Source organism: Agrobacterium sp. ICMP 6402, from assembly GCF_009498615.1.
Classification (GTDB): Bacteria; Pseudomonadota; Alphaproteobacteria; order Rhizobiales; family Rhizobiaceae; genus Agrobacterium; species Agrobacterium burrii.
Map to the genome: position 1 here is coordinate 17,501 of NZ_QSNV01000005.1, position 19,615 is coordinate 37,115.

Genomic DNA, 19,615 nt, shown 5'->3' on the forward strand with positions numbered 1-19,615 from the left:
ATGAAAACAGCGGAGAAAACGAAAGAACCCGGCGTGAAGCCGGGTTCCCTCCTCCTCACGAATGAGGCTTTATTCATTCAGCCGCGAGCAAAAGGCCCGGTGCGGCATCGCGAACCTTGCTGTCGACATGATCTTCGAACTTGGTGAAGTTCGTGACGAACATGGAGACCAGCTTCGTCGCCTGCGCATCGTAAGCTGCGCCATCGGCCCAGGTTGAACGCGGATCGAGAATTGCACCGTCAACGCCATCAAGCGACAGCGGCACCGCGAAACCGAAATTCGCGTCGGTGCGGAATTGTGCATCCTTCAGCTCGCCGGTGAGCGCAGCCGTCAGAAGCGCGCGCGTCGCCTTGATGGGCATACGTTTGCCGATGCCGTAAGCACCGCCGGTCCAGCCGGTGTTGACCAGCCAGCAGTCCACGCCGTGCTTGCCGATCAGCTCACGCAGCAGGTTGCCATATTCCGCCGGGTGGCGCGGCATGAAGGGCGCGCCGAAGCAGGTGGAGAAGGTCGCTTCCGGTTCCGTCACGCCCTTTTCCGTGCCAGCGACCTTTGCCGTGTAACCGGACAGGAAGTGGTACATGGCCTGCTCCGGCGTCAGCCGGGCAATCGGCGGCAGTACACCGAAGGCGTCCGCCGTCAGCATGATGATCGTCTTCGGATGGCCAGCAATGCCGGTTTCCGATGCATTCGGAATGAAGTGCAGCGGATAGGCGCTGCGGGTGTTTTCCGTCAGCGAAGTGTCGTTGAAGTCCGGAACGCGGTTTTCGTCCAGCACGACGTTTTCGAGGACCGTGCCGAAGCGACGGGTCGCGGCGTAGATTTCCGGCTCGGCTTCGGCCGAAAGCTTAATCGCCTTGGCATAGCAGCCGCCTTCAAAATTAAAGATGCCGTGTTCGCCCCAGCCATGTTCGTCATCACCGATCAGCGTACGCGAAGGATCGGCCGAAAGCGTGGTCTTGCCGGTGCCGGAGAGACCGAAGAACACGGCCGAATCACCCTCAGGACCAACATTGGCCGAGCAATGCATCGGCATGACGCCCTTGGCCGGCAGAAGGTAGTTCAGCACAGTGAAGACCGACTTCTTGTTTTCACCGGCATAGGAGGTGCCGCCGATCAGGACGAGACCATTGGTGAGATCGCAGGCGATGACGGTTTCTGTACGAACGCCGTGACGCGCCGGATCGGCCTTGAAGCTCGGCAGATTGATGATGGTCAGCTTCTGCTTGAAGCCCGCCAGTTTCTCCCGCTTCGGACGGATCAGTAGATTGCGGATGAACAGTGAATGCCAGGCAAGCTCGGTGACGACGCGTGTCGGCAGCGCATTTTCTTCGTCGGCACCGCCGATCAAGTCCTGCACGTAAAGCGTCTTGCCGGCGGCATGGGCCAGCATGTCCTGGCGCAGCAGTTCGAAGTTTTCCGGCGACAGCGGCTTGTTGTTGTCCCACCAGATGGTGTTCTCGGTGGAAGCATCGCGCACAACGAATTTGTCCTTCGGCGAACGGCCCGTGTGCTGACCGGTGACGGCGCGCAACGCGCCATCGATGGTCAGTTCGGCCTCGCCGTTGCGGATCGCCTCTTCGTATAATTCGCTCTCGTTGAGGTTATAAAAGACGCGGGACGCCTCGCCCAGTCCGAGTTCCGCAACTCCATTGGCAGGATTATGAACCCCAAGCTCGTTCATGACGCGTTCCTTGTTAATGACGATAAGGCTGTTGAAATTTTCACGGAAAATACGTGGCAGCTTTTGGAAACGCAAGAGCCGAACCTTAAAAAACTTAGTGATTTCAATATATTAATCGATTTAAAAGATTTTATTTCTTTTTAAATCGGTTTAAGGCGCATTTAAATTCGGTCGCCGCATTTTCGCTGAAATCCCCTTGTCCGGCCCCGCATGAAGCCGTCGAGTTTTCCTTTGCCACAATTTGTTCCACCTTTATACTCAAGAGAGTGGCTCACGGCGCGCAACCTTGGCTGGGTGGATGTCGGGAGTTACAAGAAAATGTCGATGGAGACCAACTACATGCAGACGATCGCGCTTGTCGACGATGACCGGAATATTCTGACTTCGGTATCGATCGCGCTCGAAGCCGAAGGCTACCGGGTCGAAACGTATACGGACGGCGCTTCCGCGCTTGACGGGTTGATCGCCCGTCCGCCGCAGCTCGCCATTTTCGACATCAAGATGCCGCGCATGGACGGCATGGAGCTGTTGCGGCGTCTTCGCCAGAAATCGGATATTCCCGTTATCTTCCTGACCTCCAAGGATGAAGAGATCGACGAATTGTTCGGCCTCAAAATGGGCGCCGACGACTTCATTACAAAACCCTTCTCGCAGCGCCTTCTCGTGGAACGCGTCAAGGCCATCCTGCGCCGCGCCAGCAGCCGCGACGCTGCCCCCGCTGCTGGCGGCACGCTGAAGCCGACTGCGGACCAGCAGGCCCGCACGCTGGAACGCGGGCAGCTGGCCATGGATCAGGAACGCCACACCTGCACCTGGAAGGGTGAGCCGGTGACGCTCACCGTCACCGAATTCCTCATCCTGCATTCGCTGGCGCAGCGGCCGGGCGTGGTGAAAAGCCGCGACGCGCTGATGGATGCCGCCTATGACGAGCAGGTCTATGTGGACGACCGCACCATCGACAGCCACATCAAGCGCCTTCGCAAGAAGTTCAAACTGGTCGATGGCGACTTCGATATGATTGAAACGCTTTATGGCGTAGGATATCGCTTCCGCGAAGCGGCCTGAATCGGCACGCAAATCGGAAGAAACCACCCGAAGAGTGGTGGCGAGGACTTAAATACGTGCTGAAGAAAACGCCGGAAACCGTCTCGGATAGTGACGATGCCGAAGAACGCGGCAGCGAACGCCGCCATCGTATCCATCCGCTGACGATTATCCGGCGCATTTTCGGCAATGCGGTGTTTTCCAGCCTCACGCGCCGCATTCTTTTCTTCAATGTCGCTGCGACGGTCGTTCTGGTCGGCGGTATTCTCTATCTCAACCAGTTCCGTGAGGGGCTGATCGACGCGCGGGTCGAAAGCCTTCTGACGCAGGGCGAAATCATCGCCGGCGCGATTTCGGCTTCCGCTTCGGTCGATACCAACTCGATCACCATCAATCCGGAAAAGCTTCTCGAATTGCAAGCGGGGCAAAGCATCACGCCCGCCCCCAATGACGAGGACCTGAGTTTCCCTATCAACCCGGAACGGGTGGCTCCCGTGCTGCGGCGGCTGATTTCGCCCACACGCACGCGCGCGCGGCTGTTTGATGCCGACGCCAACCTGCTGCTCGATTCACGCCATCTTTATTCGCGCGGGCAGGTCCTGCGCTTCGATCTGCCGCCGGTGACGCCGGAAACCCAGACCTGGGGTGATTGGTTCACCAGCATGTTCAACCGCATGCTGCAGCCAAGCAGCCTGCCGCAATACAAGGAAGCGCCCGGCGGCGACGGCTCGATCTATCCGGAAGTGATGAATGCGCTGACCGGCGTGCGCGGCGCGGTCGTGCGCGTCACTGAAAAGGGTGAGCTGATCGTTTCGGTTGCCGTGCCGGTGCAACGTTTCCGGGCCGTGCTCGGCGTATTGCTGCTCTCCACACAGGCAGGCGATATCGACAAGATCGTGCATGCGGAGCGCCTGGCCATCATGCGCGTTTTCGGCATCGCCACGCTGGTCAATATCGTGTTGTCGCTGCTTCTGTCCTCGACCATCGCCACGCCGCTGCGGCGGCTTTCGGCCGCTGCGATCCGCGTGCGCCGCGGGGCGCGAACCCGCGAGGAGATACCGGATTTTTCAGCACGTCAGGATGAAATCGGCAATCTCTCGATTGCCCTGCGTGAAATGACGACGGCGCTTTACGACCGTATCGATGCGATCGAAAGCTTCGCCGCCGACGTCAGTCATGAACTCAAGAACCCGCTGACTTCGCTGCGCAGCGCCGTGGAAACCCTGCCGCGCGCGAAAACTGAAGAGTCGAAGCAGCGGCTGACCGAGATCATCTTCCACGATGTGCGCCGCCTCGACCGTCTGATCAGCGACATTTCGGATGCGTCGCGGCTCGACGCCGAACTGGCGCGCGCCGATGCCGAGCCGCTCGACCTCGATGTGCTGATGAAGGGGCTGGTGGACATATCCCGCCAGATCAGCACCAAGAAAAAAAGCGTGGCAATCGACTATGTGGCCGACCGCAAGGCCGGAAGCAAAACCTCTTTCGTGGTGAATGGCCACGACCTTCGCCTCAGCCAGATCGTCACCAATCTGATCGAGAATGCCCGTTCTTTCGTGTCAGAGGATAGCGGTCGCATCACCGTGCGCCTTTCCCGCCACAAGGATCGCTGCCTCGTGCAGGTGGAAGACAACGGGCCTGGCATTCAGGCCGAAGATATCGACCGGATTTTCGAGCGGTTCTATACCGACCGACCGGCAAGCGAAGGTTTCGGCCAGAACTCGGGCCTCGGCCTTTCCATCAGCCGCCAGATCGCCGAAGCCCATGGCGGCAGCCTCAGGGCAGAAAATGTCGTCGACAAATATGGCGTGATATCAGGCGCGCGCTTCACCCTGTCGCTGCCGGCGGCGGAAGCCCATGAACGCTGAACGCTTCAACCTGCACGCCACCGCCATTGTCGTTCAAAATACGGGCATTCTTTTCACGGGGCCGTCCGGCAGCGGCAAAAGCGAGCTTGCCTTCAGCTTTCTGACCGAGGCTGAACGCTGCGGATTGCCGGCGGCGCTGATCGCGGACGATCAGATTTTCGTGTATCGCGACGGCGAAAACATCATCGCCGAGCGGCCGGCGGCGATCGCCGGATTGCTGGAATTGCGCGGTAGCGGCATTATCTCCATCAACAGCATCGCAAGCGCCACACTACATTTTGCGGTGACGACAGTTCTTTCACCGGAAAATCCGAGACTTCCCGAAGATGACGAAGCGTTTCTGCCGCCCTGCGGAGGACATCTTCCGCTTCTGCGCATTCCGCTTGCAAGTCTTACCCCTTACGGAAAATTTGCTGCACTTGCTCAAAATCTTTTTAAAACGAATGTGAAGTGACGATGATTCGGGCGATTTTAGGCTTGCGATTCGCATTTTCCTCATCAAGATGAAATCCCACCGATGGACAGGATTGCCGCGTTGCGATAGTCGGCAATGAGAGTGCGTGTGCAAGGGAGCATTTCATGATCGGACTAGTGCTTGTCACCCATGGCAAGCTGGCTGAGGAATTTCGCCATGCGTTGGAGCATGTCGTTGGTCCCCAGAAATTGATCGAGACGGTTTGTATCGGTCCCGAAGACGACATGGATCAGCGCCGGCAGGATATCATCGACGCCGTTGCGCGCGCCAATGATGGCAATGGTGTCATCATCCTGACGGACATGTTCGGCGGCACACCGTCCAATCTTGCAATCTCCGTCATGAATAACGGCAATGTCGAAGTCATCGCCGGGGTCAATCTTCCCATGCTGATCAAGCTTGCCGGCGTTCGCAGCGAGGACAACATGGACAAAGCCCTGCAGGATGCATCCGATGCCGGCCGCAAATATATCAACGTCGCCAGCCGCGTTTTAAGCGGCAAGTGAGAAATCAGCCTATGTCGCCTCTCTCCCGGGAATTGCCGATCATCAACAAGCGCGGTCTCCACGCTCGGGCATCTGCGAAATTCGTGCAGATGGTCGAGGGGTTCGACGCCACGATCACGGTTTCCAAGGACGGCATGACCGTCGGCGGCACCTCCATCATGGGGCTGATGATGCTGGCGGCCAGCCCCGGCTGCAGCGTTTATGTCGAAGCAAGCGGCAACCAGGCCGTGGAGGCGCTGGCCGCACTGGAAGCTCTGGTGGCCGACCGCTTCGGCGAAGAAGCCTGAGCCGGCGACATATAAAGACATAAAGACCTCTTTATATCATCATTGCCAGATCGTTTGTGGCCTGCTAAACCGCTGCTACGTTTAAAAGCCGGGCCAACAGGCGCGGCATTTCTGATCTGGAGAACTTCATGAGCCTTGAGAAGGACTACATCGTCGCCGATATCAACCTTGCCGCATTCGGCCGCAAGGAGCTGGACATCGCCGAAACCGAAATGCCCGGCCTGATGTCCTGCCGCAAGGAGTTCGGCGAAAGCAAGCCGCTCAAGGGCGCACGTATCACCGGCTCCCTTCACATGACGATCCAGACCGGCGTTCTCATCGAAACGCTGAAGGAACTCGGCGCGGACGTTCGCTGGGCCTCCTGCAACATCTTCTCGACGCAGGATCATGCGGCAGCGGCCATTGCAGCAGCCGGCATTCCGGTCTTCGCCGTCAAGGGCGAAACACTGACGGAATATTGGGAATATACCGACAAGATTTTCCAGTGGACCGATGGCGGCCTCTCGAACATGATCCTTGACGATGGCGGCGATGCCACCATGTACATCCTGCTCGGCGCACGCGCCGAAGCCGGTGAGGACGTTTTGTCCAACCCCGGCTCTGAAGAAGAAGAAATCCTCTTCGCGCAGATCAACAAGCGTCTAAAGGCTTCTCCCGGCTGGTTCACCAAGCAGCGCGACGCGCTGAAGGGTGTCACGGAAGAAACCACCACCGGCGTTCACCGTCTTTACGATCTCAGCAAGAAGGGCCTGCTGCCCTTCCCGGCGATCAACGTCAATGACAGCGTGACCAAGTCGAAGTTCGACAACAAATACGGCTGCAAGGAATCGCTGGTGGACGGCATTCGCCGTGCGACCGACGTGATGATGGCCGGCAAGGTCGCCGTGGTCTGCGGTTACGGCGATGTTGGCAAGGGCTCTGCCGCCTCGCTGCAGGGCGCCGGCGCCCGTGTGAAGGTTACCGAAATCGACCCGATCTGCGCGCTTCAGGCTGCCATGGACGGTTTTGAAGTCGTTCGTCTCGAAGACGTCATCTCTTCCGCCGACATCTTCATCACCACGACAGGCAACAAGGACGTCATCCGCATCGAGCATATGCGCGAGATGAAGGACATGGCCATTGTTGGCAATATCGGCCATTTCGACAATGAAATTCAGGTCGCCTCGCTGCGTAACCTGAAGTGGACGAACATCAAGCCGCAGGTCGACATGATCGAGTTCCCGAAGGGCAACCGCATCATTCTTCTGTCCGAAGGCCGCCTGCTGAACCTCGGCAATGCTACCGGCCACCCGTCCTTCGTCATGTCTGCGTCCTTCACCAATCAGGTGCTTGGCCAAATCGAGCTCTTCACCAAGCAGGGCGAATACAAGAACGAAGTTTACGTGCTGCCGAAGCACCTCGACGAGAAGGTTGCGCGCCTTCATCTCGAGAAGCTCGGTGTTCGGCTAACAGAACTTTCCGACATGCAGTCGGATTATATCGGCATCTCCAAGCAGGGTCCGTTCAAGCCTGAACACTACAGATATTAATATCATAGTTAATATCCACTGAAATTACACAATATCTAGATGCCGCGCGCTTGACAAAGCGTGCGGCATCTTTTTTGCGCACTCCCTTTCCGCAGATTTATGAAGGCGGTATTGTCGTCAGACTTGATTCGGACACGCCAAATGGCGGCGGGGACGAAATGGGATGTCTTGTCGAAGATGCGGCACATAGGACGGAGACAGACCGGGGATGACGGTTCACAATTCGGATCTGCGCGAGCAGACAGTTCAACGCGTTGAAAACACGCAAGCTGGCGTGGCATTGAGCGCGCAGGTTCTGGCGCATTGCCGGCTGGCGATCAGCGCGGTCCGGACAGGCTTTTCGCGACTTCCCGTGCTGATGTCGGGGACGATCCTTGCCGGCTCGGCAAGTGTTGCGCTGGCGCAGGACGGCCTTGTGGCAAAAACCGGTGCGCGGCTGTTCTCCTCCGGTGAAACAATCACCTATTCGCTCTTTGTCGGCATGCTTTCGGCAACGCTGTTTTCCGTCGTGTGGCTGGTGCGCCAGCGGGGTAACATCGAATCTGAAAGCAGCGAATTCCGCAAGGCGCTTGCCGAAACCCACCACAAGATCGCCAAATACGAGGCGCTGATTTCCGACAAGGGCCGACGCATCGTTATCTGGGACGGCGCCGACAAGCGGCCCGAATTTCTGGGACAATTGCCCGTGGAGACCGGTGCGCCGCAGGCGGATCATGATTTTCTGGCCTTCGGGCGCTGGCTGAAACCGTCCTCCGCGAGCCAGCTGGAAAAATCCCTCGAAAAACTTCGCAGCCATGCGCAGAGTTTCGATCTGACCATCGAGACGCAGCGCGGAGAAGTCATTGAAGTTCAAGGCCGGGTTTCCGGCGGCAATGCATTTGCGCGTTTCGTCGCCCTCAACAATCTGCGGGCGGAACTTGCCGAATTGCAGGTGGAGCGGGAGCGCCTGATCGCCTCGGTCTCAACGTTTCAGGACCTTCTGGATTCCATCGAGCAGCCGGTCTGGCGCCGCAATGGCGAAGGTGAGCTGACTTGGGTCAACCATGCCTATGCGCAGGCCGTGGATGCCCGCGATGCCGAACAGGCCGTTCATGAAAAACGCGAGCTGCTGAACACCGTTACCCGGCAGAAGATACGCGCGGCCGCGACGCCGGAATCACCCTATCATGACCGCATTTCGACTGTGGTTTCCGGCAACCGCACCTTCTTCGACGTCGTGGATATCAAGACAGCGGCTGGTTCGGCCGGCATGGCCATCGATGCCACCGAGACGGAAACCATCAGCGAGGAACTCAAGCGGGTTCTCAAGAGTCATGCCGAAACGCTGGATCATCTGGCGACGCCCGTCGCCATTTTCGACGGTCGGCAGCGGCTGCAATTCTACAATCAGGCTTTTGCGACCCTTTGGGGTTTCGATCTGGTTTTCCTCGAATCCCGTCCGGATAATTCCGAGCTTCTCGACAGACTGCGCACCGCCGGCAAATTGCCCGAGCAGCTGAACTGGAAGAACTGGAAGGAAACGGCGCTCGCCGTTTACCGTTCGCTCGATACCAAGACCGATCTCTGGCATCTGCCGAACGGCCAGACCCTGCGCGTGATCGCGACCGCCCATCCGCAGGGTGGCGCGACCTGGGTTTTTGAAAACCTGACCGAACAGGTCGACCTGCAGATGCGCTACAACACGCTGGTGAAGGTACAGGGCGAAACCATCGACCATCTGGCCGAAGGTGTCGCCGTGTTCGGTGCGGATGGCCGCATTCGCCTGTCCAACCCGGCATTCCGGGCGCTCTGGGGTGTAACCTCCGAGCAGGCGGAAACAGGCACCCACATCCGCGCCATCGAAACCGCCTGCACACAATCCTATGACAGGCCGGATGGCTGGCGCGCCTTCAGCCAGTTCATTACCAGCTTCGATGATGAGCGCCCGTCCAAACAGGGCACGCTCGAACTGCTCTCCGGTCTCGTACTCGATTTCGCCATCATTCCGCTGCCGGATGCGCAGACCATGCTGACCTTCGTCAACATGACCGACAGCGTGCGGGCGGAACGGGCACTCAAGGAAAAGAACGACGCACTTCTGAAGGCCGACGAGCTGAAGAACGATTTCGTGCAGCATGTTTCCTACGAATTGCGCTCGCCGCTGACGAATATTATCGGTTTCACCGATCTCCTGAAGACACCCGGCATTGGACAATTGACGGACCGGCAGGCGGAATATCTCGACCATATTTCCACCTCGTCCTCGGTGCTTTTGACCATCGTCAACGATATTCTCGATCTTGCGACCGTCGATGCCGGCATCATGCAGCTGAATTATTCGGACAATGATCTGAACGAATTGCTCGAAGACGTTTCGATGCAGATCGCCGACCGGCTGCAGGAAAGCGGCATTTCGCTTGAAATCATCGCGCCGGCCCATCTCGGTAGCCTGGTGGCAGATCACCAGCGCCTGAAGCAGATCCTCATCAAGCTCCTGACCAATGCGATCAATTTCGCACCTGAAGGCTCTGCCGTTGAACTGTCGTGCCAGCGTAGTGAAGGCGATTTCCTGTTCTCGGTGGCGGATAAAGGGCCTGGCATTCCCGAAGATATGCTGAAAACCGTCTTCGACCGCTTCGAGACACGTGGCAATGGCGGGCGGCAAACCGGCGCGGGGCTTGGCCTTTCCATCGTCGAAAGCTTTGTCAGCCTCCATCATGGCACGGTCAGCATCGACAGCCGGCCCGGCAACGGCACCATCGTCACCTGCCGCATTCCTTCCGGCGCGCGCCCGCATTCCATCGCCGCAGAATGAGCGAAGACGCCTTGCCGATCACTATTTCCCTTGAGGGAGAAAAAGATACCATCAGGCTCGGTGAAGACCTCGCGCTGGCATTGAAACCCGGCGATTGTCTGGCGCTTGTCGGCGATCTCGGCGCCGGCAAATCGACGCTTGCCCGCGCCTTCATCCGGGCGATGGCGGATGAACCCGATCTCGAGGTTCCAAGCCCCACCTTCACGATCATCCAGACCTATGCCGCCCGCATTCCTGTCGCCCATCTCGATCTTTACCGTCTTTCAGACGTTTCCGAACTGGACGAGCTCGGCATTGACGAGATGCTGGAAGACGGCATCTGCCTGATCGAGTGGCCGGACATCGCCGCCGAGATTCTGCCACCGGACCAGACCGTCTCGCTCCGGCTGACGCATTCCGGCGAGGGGCGGCTGGCCTCCATCGAGGCTCCGGCACAACTGAAAACGCGGCTTGAGCGTGTTTTCGCCATTCGCGAATTCCTCGCAAAAAATGGCAGGGGCGATGTGACCCGCCGTTTTCTGAGCGGTGACGCTTCCACACGCGCTTACGAGACCGTTTCCACGACTGGTCCGGACCTTATCCTGATGGACTGGCGACGCCCCTTGAGAGGCGCGATCATTGCCGATGGCAAAACCTATGCGGAAATAGCCCATCTGGCCCAGGATGCGCGCTCGTTCGTGGCGATCGGCGAGTATCTGCGAAACAGCGGCTTTTGCGCGCCGGAGCTTCTGGCAGCGGATATCGATCAGGGTATTCTCCTGCTGGAGGATTTGGGCCGCGACGGGGTGCTTGCGCCGGACGGAACGCCGATAGAAGAACGTTATCTGCAGAGCGTCGCCTGCCTCGCAGCCCTTCATCGGACCCCGCGACCCGACCTGCTGCCGGTGAGTGACGGCAGCACCTATGAGGTTCCCCCCTTCGACCGGAAGGCGATGAAGATCGAAGTCTCGCTGCTGGCGGATTGGTATCTTCCCCACAAACGCGGCAAGCCGCTCAACGATAGCGAGAAGAGCGACTATGACGCCCTGTGGGATAGTCTGATCGACTCGCTCGCTGATTGTGAAACAGGGCTCCTGCTGCGCGATTTCCACTCGCCCAACCTTCTCTGGCAGGCGCGGAATAGTGGCATTCGGCAGGTCGGTCTGATCGATTTTCAGGACGCGATGATCGGCCCGACCGCTTATGATCTCGCCTCCATCGTGCAGGATGCCCGGGTTACCATTGAGCCCGAACTGCAGGCGCGTCTGTTTTCGCACTATCTTGAGTGCAGAAGAGTAAAGTCTTCTTTCGATGAGACCGCGTTCCTCAAAGCTTTCGCCATCATGTCGGCGCAGCGCAATTGCAAGCTTGCCGGTATCTGGGTGAGACTGTTGGAACGGGATAAAAAACCCGATTATATGAAACATATGCCGAGGACGTTCCGCTATCTTGCCGCAGCGCTTTCGCATCCGGAACTTGCGCCTCTTCGAGACTGGTGTGTCCGTATGGGCATGGAATTCAACGACTGAAAGACGGTTGCCGACGATGACGATCAAAAACGCGATGGTGCTGGCCGCCGGGCTTGGCACGCGGATGCGCCCGATCACCGATACGATCCCGAAGCCGCTCGTCAAGATCGCCGGCAAGCCGATGATCGACTATGCGCTCGATGCCCTTATCGAGGCCGGAGCGGAGAAGATCGTCGTCAACGTGCATCACCATGCCGACCAGATGGTCGCCCATCTCGAAAGCCGCATCGACGCGGAAATCCTGATTTCCGATGAGCGGTCGCAACTGATGAATTCCGGTGGCGGGCTTGCCAAGGGCCTGAAACTGCTGGAACCCGGCCCGGTCTTTGTCATGAATGCCGATCTTTTCTGGATAGGCGAGCAGTTGAATGCGGTCAGCAATCTGCGCAAGCTTGCGTATTTCTTCGATTCTGCGCGCATGGATATGGCGCTGCTCTGCGTCGACATGGATCACACCACCGGCCATAACGGCAAGAGGGATTTCAACCTCTCCGATCAGGGGAAACTGGTGAGGTATCGCGACGGCGACCCGAACCCGGTGGTTTATGCCGGCGCCATCGCCATGGATTCAAGCCTGCTGAACGATGCGCCGGCCGATGCCTTCAACCTCAATATCTATTTCGACCGCGCCATTAAAAATGACCGGCTTTTCGGGCTTTCGCTTGACGGCCACTGGATCACCGTCGGCACGCCCGATGCCATAGACGACGCTGAAATCATCATCCGGCAATTCAGGGAAAAACGCTCTGCATGACCACGTCCCGCCACGAAAAGCGCGTCCTGACGATCGCCGCGGGAACACCGTTCCTCAAAACGCTCGCTGAAACGCTGTGTGACGGGACACTGACAGCCGGCTATAGATATGACGCTGCGGATCCGCTTTCGCTCGCCAAGGTGACGATCTATGTACCGACGCGACGCTCCGCCCGTGTGCTGCGCTCGGAATTCGTCGATCTTCTGGGCGGGCGGTCCGCCATTCTGCCGCTGATCCGGCCGCTCGGCGAAACGGATGACGATAGCGGCTTCTTCGATATCGAAAATCCTGAAATTATGGATCTGGCACCGCCGATTTCCGGCACCGGCCGGCTGATCGAACTGGCGCGTCTCATTCTAGCCTGGCGCAACAGCCTGCCAGACGCAATCCGGGCGATCCATTTGGACTCACCGCTCGTTGCCCCCGCCAGCCCCGCCGATGCCATATGGTTGGCGCGCGCGCTTGGCGAGGTGATCGATGCCATGGATACGGAAGAAAAGGACTGGGAAGCGCTCGCCAATCTCGACACCGGCGAACACGCCCAATGGTGGCAGCTGACGGCGGATTTCCTGAAGATCGCCAGCGTCTTCTGGCCCGCGCGTCTTGCCGAACTCAACCGCTCCTCCGCCGGTCGGCATCGCAACGGCATTCTACGGGCGGAAGCAAACCGACTTACCAATTTGCCGGATACGGGACCGATCATCGTGGCCGGTTCTACCGGCTCCATTCCGGCCGCAGCCGACCTCATCGCCGCCGTTGCCGCCTTGCCGCAGGGCGTCGTTGTGCTTCCGGGGCTTGATGTTGCCATGCCGGAAGAGCAATGGGAGGCAATTGCCGAAGACCCAACCGACCCTTCGAGCCGCACCCATTCGCAATACGGGCTTTACATGCTGCTGCAAAAGCTTGGCATGCTGCGGGACGATGTGGTTCAGATTGGCGTCATCGATGGCGATCTCGAAAAGCGCGCGGCCGTTTTTTCGGCAGCACTCGCACCGGCCAAATCCACCAGCGACTGGAACCGCTGGCGCGAGGACAGGCATCCCGGATTTTTCGACGATGCTTTTGCGGCAGCAACCCTGATAGAAGCCGCCAACGAGCGCGAAGAAGCGACCGCCATCGCGGTGGCGCTCAGACTGGCGCTTGAAGCGCCGGGCGATGGACGTCCTTCGCAAGCAGCGCTGATCACCCCCGATCGCGGTCTGGCGCGACGCGTTGCAACGGAACTGCAACGCTTTGGCATCGAAGCCGACGATTCGGCCGGCACGCCACTGTCCGCCACGCCGCAGGCGGGGCTGACACAATTGGCACTGGAAGCAATTTTGAGACCCGGAGACCCGGTGCCGATCATTTCGCTTCTGAAACATCCGCTCGCCCGTTTTGGGCTATCTCTGGAAGCTTTTGCGAGAGCATCAAAGGCACTGGAGCTGATCGCGCTGCGCGGCGGCCGGGTCGAAACCGAAATCGGCAATCTGGAAGCGGTTCTGGATGCGCAGCTGGTGGCACAGCGCGATGACCGGCATCCACCCGCATGGCGGCTGGCGCTGCCGGAGGGAAGCGTCGAAGCCGCGCGCGATCTGGCCCGCCGCATCGCCGTTTCGACAGAGCCGCTCAGCAGCGCATTTGTGCGCCGCGACCGGTCGGGCCGATCTTTCACCGATAAATTGCCGCTTTCCGACTGGGCTAAACGCACCGGCCGGGTAATCGAAGCGGTCTGTGCGGATGAAAACAACGATCTGGCCGCCTTGTGGTCCGGTGAAGCGGGCGACAAGCTTTCCGAGCTGTTTGGTGAACTGATGGAAAGTGGCGAAATCCTCGACGCAGACGGACCGCAATGGGCCGATATTTTCGCAGCGCTGGTGGCCGGCGAATCGATCAAACCACGCTCCATGCGCCATCCGCGCATTTTTATCTTCGGTGCCCTCGAGGCGCGGTTGCAAAGTGTCGACACCGTCGTCATCGGCGGCCTGAATGAAGGACTTTGGCCCGGTCAAACCGCAAACAATCCCTTCCTGTCCCGCAGCATGAAGACCGCGATCGGGCTGGAGCCGCCGGAACGGCGCATCGGCCAGCTTGCGCATGATTTCGAGATGGCGAACGGCACCCGGCACATTTTCTACACCCGAGCGCTCCGGCAAGGCTCCACGCCCGCCGTCGCCTCGCGCTGGCTGCAACGCCTTCTGGCGCTGGGCGGCGAGGATTTTGCCGGAAAGCTGAAGAACCGCGGCGAGACCTATCGTCATTGGGCCGGCCTGATGGATGAAAGCATCGAGCAGGAGCCAGCAAAACGCCCTGCCCCGAAGCCGCCTGCCGATCTGCAACCGAAGAGCTATTCTTTCAGCGAAGTAGGACGGCTGCGCCGCGATCCCTATTCGATCTATGCGCGGCGTATTCTGAAGCTGGACCCACTCGATCCGTTCAACCGTGACCCGAATGCGGCCGATCGCGGCACGCTCTACCACGCTATCATCGAGCGTTATTCGCGCGAGGGGCACATTCCCGGCACGCCGGCCTCGCTCGACGCCATGCAGCGCATTCTGGATGAAAGTTTCGACGCGGAAGACCTTCCCTCCCATGTCGATGTCATCTGGCGTCCGCGTTTCGAGGCCGTGGCACGCGCCTTCGTCGACTGGGAGAAAGAACGTCATCCATCCATCCGCCAAAGCTTCTTCGAAGCGCGCGCCGGACAGGAAATCGCCGAGGCGGGAATAAGGTTGACGGGCATTGCCGACCGCATCGACATCAAGACCGGCGGCCAGGCGGATATTATCGATTACAAGACCGGACTTGCGCCTTCGGTCAATCAGGCCCGCGCGCTGCTCGACCCGCAGCTTGCCTTGGAAGCAGCGGCGCTGATGCGCGGCGCGTTCCGGGAGACGGGTGCGCAAACACCTGACAACCTCATCTATGTGCGTTTGCGGCCGGGTGATCGTTTTTTTGCCGATCAGGTGAATAACGAGCACTCCACCCGGAGCAGCAAAAAAGCGCCTAAATCGGCCATCGAACTGGCGACGGAATCGATCGACCAGCTAGCCAAATTCGTGCGTTCGTTGCGGGACGGTGAAAACGGTTTCGCCTCGCGGCTGGTGCCAGAGGAGCAACAATCCTATGGCGGGGAATATGACCATCTCGCCCGCGTTTCGGAATGGTCAACGGCAGAACCGGGAGACGGCGATGACGATTGATGCCATCGATCACGGCCCGGCCGCTGACACCCCTCAAAGCTGGATCGACTGGACGAGCGCCCGGCAGCGGCTTGCCTCTGACCCCGCAAGTTCCGCCTGGGTTTCGGCCAATGCTGGTTCCGGCAAGACGCATGTGTTGACCCAGCGCGTTATCCGCCTGCTTCTGGCCGGCTGCCGTCCTTCGGCGATCTTATGCCTTACCTATACCAAGGCGGCCGCGTCTGAAATGTCGAGCCGTGTCTTCGACCGGCTGGCGGAGTGGGCAACTTTGCCGGATACCGATCTTGGGGATCGTATCACGGCCATCGAAGGCAAAACACCGGATCGTCTCAAGCTTGCAGAAGCGCGACGACTGTTCGCCAAGGCGCTGGAAACGCCGGGCGGGCTGAAAATCCAGACGATCCACGCTTTCTGCGAGGCATTGCTGCATCAGTTTCCGCTGGAAGCCAATGTCGCCGGTCACTTTTCCGTTCTCGATGATCGTGCAGCAACTACCCTCTTGGCCGAAGCGCGCCGGTCGCTTTTGACAGCTGTTTCAACGGAAGGCGACACGGCACTGGCACAGGCGCTTGCCTATGTGCTTGATCTTGCCGACGAGAGCGGGTTGGAGTCTCTTCTCTCAGCCATCATCACCAATCGCAGCGCCCTTCGCGCCTTTCTGCTGGAGGCAAAACAATCCGGCGGCATCGATGCCCGTTTGCGACAGGCGATGCAGATCGCCGATGGGGAAACCGAGGAAACGGTCGCAGCAGCCTTCTGGCCCCTGCCCGGCCTTTCCGGGCTGGCGCTCGACACCTATCTGACGCTTGCCGATGAGGTGGGCGGATCGCGCGTCATCGACGTCGCTTATGCCCTGCGGGAAGCCAAGCGGCAGTCGGACCCCGTGCGGCGGATGGAATTCATCGAAGCTGCGCTATTAACGGCCAAGGGCGAGAAGAAATCGGATGCCTATGTCATCAACAAGGGCATGCAGAAATCCGCCCCCGATCTTGTCGATGCGCTGACGCTGGCGCGCGATCATGTCGTTGCCTGCCGCAACCGTTACCGTCTGGTGCGGATGCTTGGCGCGACGAAATGCGCGCTTGTTCTGGCCGAAAGGCTGATCGGCGATTTCGAGGATCTGAAAAAGCAGCGAAGCCAGCTCGATTTCGAAGATCTGATCGAACGCGCCGCCAACCTCCTCAACCGCGATACGGCTGGTGCCTGGGTGCACTACAAGCTTGATCAGGGCATAGACCATATTCTCGTCGACGAGGCGCAGGATACCAGCCCGGTACAATGGTCGATCATCCAGTCGCTGGCGGCGGATTTCTTCACCGGCGAGAGTGCACGCATGGGCCGGCGCACGCTATTTGCCGTGGGTGATGAAAAACAGTCGATCTATTCGTTTCAGGGCGCGCGACCGGAACGGTTTTCACAGGAGCGCGACGAAACCAAGAGGCGCGTCGATCAGGTGGAGCAGGCGTTTCACCGTATCCGCCTGCCGCTCTCCTTCCGTTCGACGGAAGATGTGCTGGCCGCTGTCGATCAAGTGTTCTCGGACCCGAAAAACGCCAGTGGCCTCAGCGCCGATAACGAGCCTGTCGAACATCGCTCCAACCGCGCCGGGCATCCCGGCACCGTGGAAGTGTGGGACATGGTGGCGCCGGAAACCGCCGATGACGAAGAGGACTGGACCGCGCCTTTCGACGCCTTGAGGGAAAGCGCACCTGCCACCATCGTCGCCCGCCGGATCGCCGCGCGTATCGCCGACATGATCGGAAGCGAAACTATTATCGAAAAAGGCGTGGAACGCGCCGTCGAAGCGGGCGACATTCTGGTGCTGGTCAGAAAACGCCACGCCTTCGTTAATGCGCTGACTCGGGAGCTGAAACGACGCAAGAACATTCCCGTTGCCGGTGCGGACCGACTTCGCCTGACCGACCACATTGCCGTGCAGGATCTTCTGGCACTCGGCCGATTCGTTGTCTTGCCGGAGGACGATCTTTCACTGGCGGCGCTGCTGAAGAGCCCACTCTTCAACCTGACGGAAGATGACGTGTTCAACGTCGCGGCAACGCGATCGGAAACGGAGAGTGTCTGGCTGCGGCTGCACGTGCTTTCGCAGGAAGAAAACAGCCACTTCGTACCGGTTGTCAGCAAGCTGGAAAACTTCATCGCGCTTTCAAAAACGGCAACGGTGCATGACTTCTTCGCGGCTGTTCTGACCTTGCATGATGGGCGCAAAAAATTCCTCGGGCGACTTGGCAACGAGGCCAGCGACGTTCTCGACGAATTCCTGTCCTTTGCTCTCGACCATGAAAGAACCGGCCTGCCCGGCCTGCAGGCCTTTCTCTCCGTTCTGGAGACCGATTCGCCGGAAGTGAAGCGCGAGCAGGACAAGGATCGCGGCGAAGTGCGGATCATGACCGTGCATGCCTCCAAGGGCCTTGAAGCGCCGGTCGTTTTTGTCGTTGATGGCGGTTCGAAAGCCTTCAACCACAGCCATGTGCCGAAACTGCGCTTCGTCGAGGCGGATGGGGACGCCGTCCCTGTCTGGCTGCCCGGCAGCGGCTTTTCCAATCATCTCATTCGTTCGGATGAAGAACGCCTGAAGATAGCCGCGGAAGACGAATATCGCCGGCTGCTTTATGTGGCCATGACCCGCGCAGCCGATCATCTGGTCGTCTGCGGTTATCGCGGCCAGAAAGAAAACCCCGAATGCTGGCATGCGATCGTCAAGGCGGCGCTTGCAGATAATCAGGATCACTGCCAGCCACAGCAGTTCGTGGCCGACGGCGAGGAATGGCAGGGGCTTGTCTGGCGCAAGTCCAAGGCTCGCCCGACATCTGCCCCGCAAAGGTTGCCAGAACCGCAGAGGCAGGAAGAATACGCTCTTCCGGCGGGACTTCTCACCCCCTTGCCGGCCCTGCCCTCCCTGCCGAGGCCGCTCAGCCCTTCGGGCGCGGGCACGATCATCGATGATGGGGCGGACGATCTTGCCGTGCGTTCACCACTGTTCGGTGAAAAGGCCGATGTCTCCTCTCTGGCGCTGCAACGGGGCCGGCTGGTGCATCGCATGCTGCAGGCCCTGCCGGATTTCGCCGAGATTGAACGGGAAGACGCAGCCCACCGTTATGCGGAACGCGCGGCCCGTTTCTGGCCGGCTGCCGAGCGGAAACATCTGATACAGGCGGTTTTGCGGGTCATCTCCGAACCGGCAGTACAATCGGCTTTTTCAGACAATAGCCGTGCTGAAGTATCCATCATGGGCACGATGGCGATCGGCCGGCAGCAATATGCCGTTTCCGGCCGTATCGACCGGCTGGCGGTGGATAGTGATCGCGTCATTCTGGTGGATTACAAGACCAACCGCGTTCCACCGCGCGACGTGCGCGAGATACCCTTTTCTCACACAGCACAGCTTGCCATCTATCGTGAAATTCTCGCACCGCTTTATCCTGGCAAAGAATTTGTCTGCGCGCTGATCTATACGGAAAATGCTAGCTTTATCCGCGTTGACGACGATGCCATGATGCAGGCTCTTGTCGCAATAAAGACAAAGTGAGATACCGGGCATTGAAATTTCGATGCGCCCGTATCACATCGATAAAGAAAAAGTTTAGCTGAAAGGAGAGCCAGATATGGCTACCGTAAAAGTCGACGCCGCCAACTTCCAGTCCGAAGTCCTCGAATCCTCCGAACCCGTTGTGGTGGATTTCTGGGCCGAATGGTGCGGCCCGTGCAAGATGATCGCGCCGAGCCTGGAAGAAATTTCGTCCGAGCTTGCAGGCAAGGTCAAGGTCGCAAAGCTCAATATCGACGAAAATCCGGAGTTGGCCGCTCAGTTCGGCGTGCGCTCGATCCCAACCCTTGCTATTTTCAAGGGCGGCGAAGTGGCTGACATCAAGGTTGGCGCTGCACCCAAGACAGCGCTTTCCGCCTGGATTTCCGGCGCCGCATAAGCAGTTTTTCAGGGAATGAAAAAAGCCCGGCATCACTGCA

13 protein-coding genes are annotated in these 19,615 nt (G+C 59.1%); 12 read left to right on the forward strand and 1 reads right to left on the reverse strand.

The annotated features are described in order from the left end of the window. Positions 1-73 precede the first annotated feature (73 nt). The gene (locus DXT96_RS15075; protein WP_153515389.1) at positions 74-1,684 is read right to left on the reverse strand and encodes a phosphoenolpyruvate carboxykinase; all 1,611 of its coding nucleotides are present in this window, start codon (positions 1,682-1,684) and stop codon (positions 74-76) included. 339 nt (positions 1,685-2,023) lie between these two features. Here DXT96_RS15075 and chvI point away from each other — a divergent pair, with 339 nt between their 5' ends. The 12 genes from chvI to trxA all read left to right on the forward strand — a co-directional run bounded on the left by chvI (position 2,024) and on the right by trxA (position 19,575). Next, on the forward strand, positions 2,024-2,749 hold the full coding sequence (gene chvI / locus DXT96_RS15080) for a two-component system response regulator ChvI (protein WP_149900603.1): 726 nt from the start codon (positions 2,024-2,026) through the stop codon (positions 2,747-2,749). A gap of 56 nt (positions 2,750-2,805) precedes the next feature. Further along, positions 2,806-4,596 (forward strand): two-component system sensor histidine kinase ChvG, encoded by a 1,791-nt coding sequence (gene chvG / locus DXT96_RS15085; RefSeq protein ID WP_371418882.1) that lies wholly within the window; start codon positions 2,806-2,808, stop codon positions 4,594-4,596. Further along, the gene (locus tag DXT96_RS15090) at positions 4,586-5,050 is read left to right on the forward strand and encodes an HPr kinase/phosphorylase (RefSeq protein ID WP_149900327.1); all 465 of its coding nucleotides are present in this window, start codon (positions 4,586-4,588) and stop codon (positions 5,048-5,050) included. The genes chvG and DXT96_RS15090 overlap by 11 nt, the downstream gene beginning before the upstream one ends. 125 nt (positions 5,051-5,175) lie before the next feature. Next, positions 5,176-5,577, forward strand: a complete 402-nt coding sequence (locus DXT96_RS15095; protein ID WP_003505374.1) for a PTS sugar transporter subunit IIA — start codon at positions 5,176-5,178, stop codon at positions 5,575-5,577. A gap of 11 nt (positions 5,578-5,588) precedes the next feature. Then, positions 5,589-5,864: an HPr family phosphocarrier protein gene (locus DXT96_RS15100; RefSeq protein WP_149900328.1), complete on the forward strand. Its 276-nt coding sequence runs from the start codon at positions 5,589-5,591 to the stop codon at positions 5,862-5,864. A 128-nt stretch (positions 5,865-5,992) separates the two neighbouring features. Continuing rightward, a complete protein-coding gene (ahcY, locus tag DXT96_RS15105; RefSeq protein WP_149900329.1) occupies positions 5,993-7,393 on the forward strand; it encodes an adenosylhomocysteinase in 1,401 nt (466 codons plus the stop codon). Between the two features lie 208 nt (positions 7,394-7,601). Next, positions 7,602-10,187 carry a PAS domain-containing sensor histidine kinase gene (locus tag DXT96_RS15115; protein WP_153515391.1) on the forward strand — a complete coding sequence of 862 codons (2,586 nt, stop codon included), beginning with the start codon at positions 7,602-7,604 and terminating at the stop codon, positions 10,185-10,187. Next, on the forward strand, positions 10,184-11,695 hold the full coding sequence (gene tsaE, locus DXT96_RS15120) for a tRNA (adenosine(37)-N6)-threonylcarbamoyltransferase complex ATPase subunit type 1 TsaE (RefSeq protein ID WP_153515392.1): 1,512 nt from the start codon (positions 10,184-10,186) through the stop codon (positions 11,693-11,695). The genes DXT96_RS15115 and tsaE overlap by 4 nt, the downstream gene beginning before the upstream one ends. 16 nt (positions 11,696-11,711) lie before the next feature. Then, a complete protein-coding gene (locus DXT96_RS15125) occupies positions 11,712-12,449 on the forward strand; it encodes a nucleotidyltransferase family protein (RefSeq protein WP_153515393.1) in 738 nt (245 codons plus the stop codon). After that, on the forward strand, positions 12,446-15,631 hold the full coding sequence (addB, locus tag DXT96_RS15130) for a double-strand break repair protein AddB (protein WP_153515394.1): 3,186 nt from the start codon (positions 12,446-12,448) through the stop codon (positions 15,629-15,631). The genes DXT96_RS15125 and addB overlap by 4 nt, the downstream gene beginning before the upstream one ends. Then, entirely contained in the window at positions 15,621-19,178 is a 3,558-nt protein-coding gene (gene addA / locus DXT96_RS15135; RefSeq protein ID WP_153515395.1) for a double-strand break repair helicase AddA, read from the forward strand. Before addB ends, addA begins: the two co-directional genes overlap by 11 nt. Before the next feature lie 76 nt (positions 19,179-19,254). Then, a complete protein-coding gene (gene trxA / locus DXT96_RS15140; RefSeq protein WP_045019255.1) occupies positions 19,255-19,575 on the forward strand; it encodes a thioredoxin in 321 nt (106 codons plus the stop codon). The last annotated feature ends 40 nt before the right edge of the window (positions 19,576-19,615 follow it).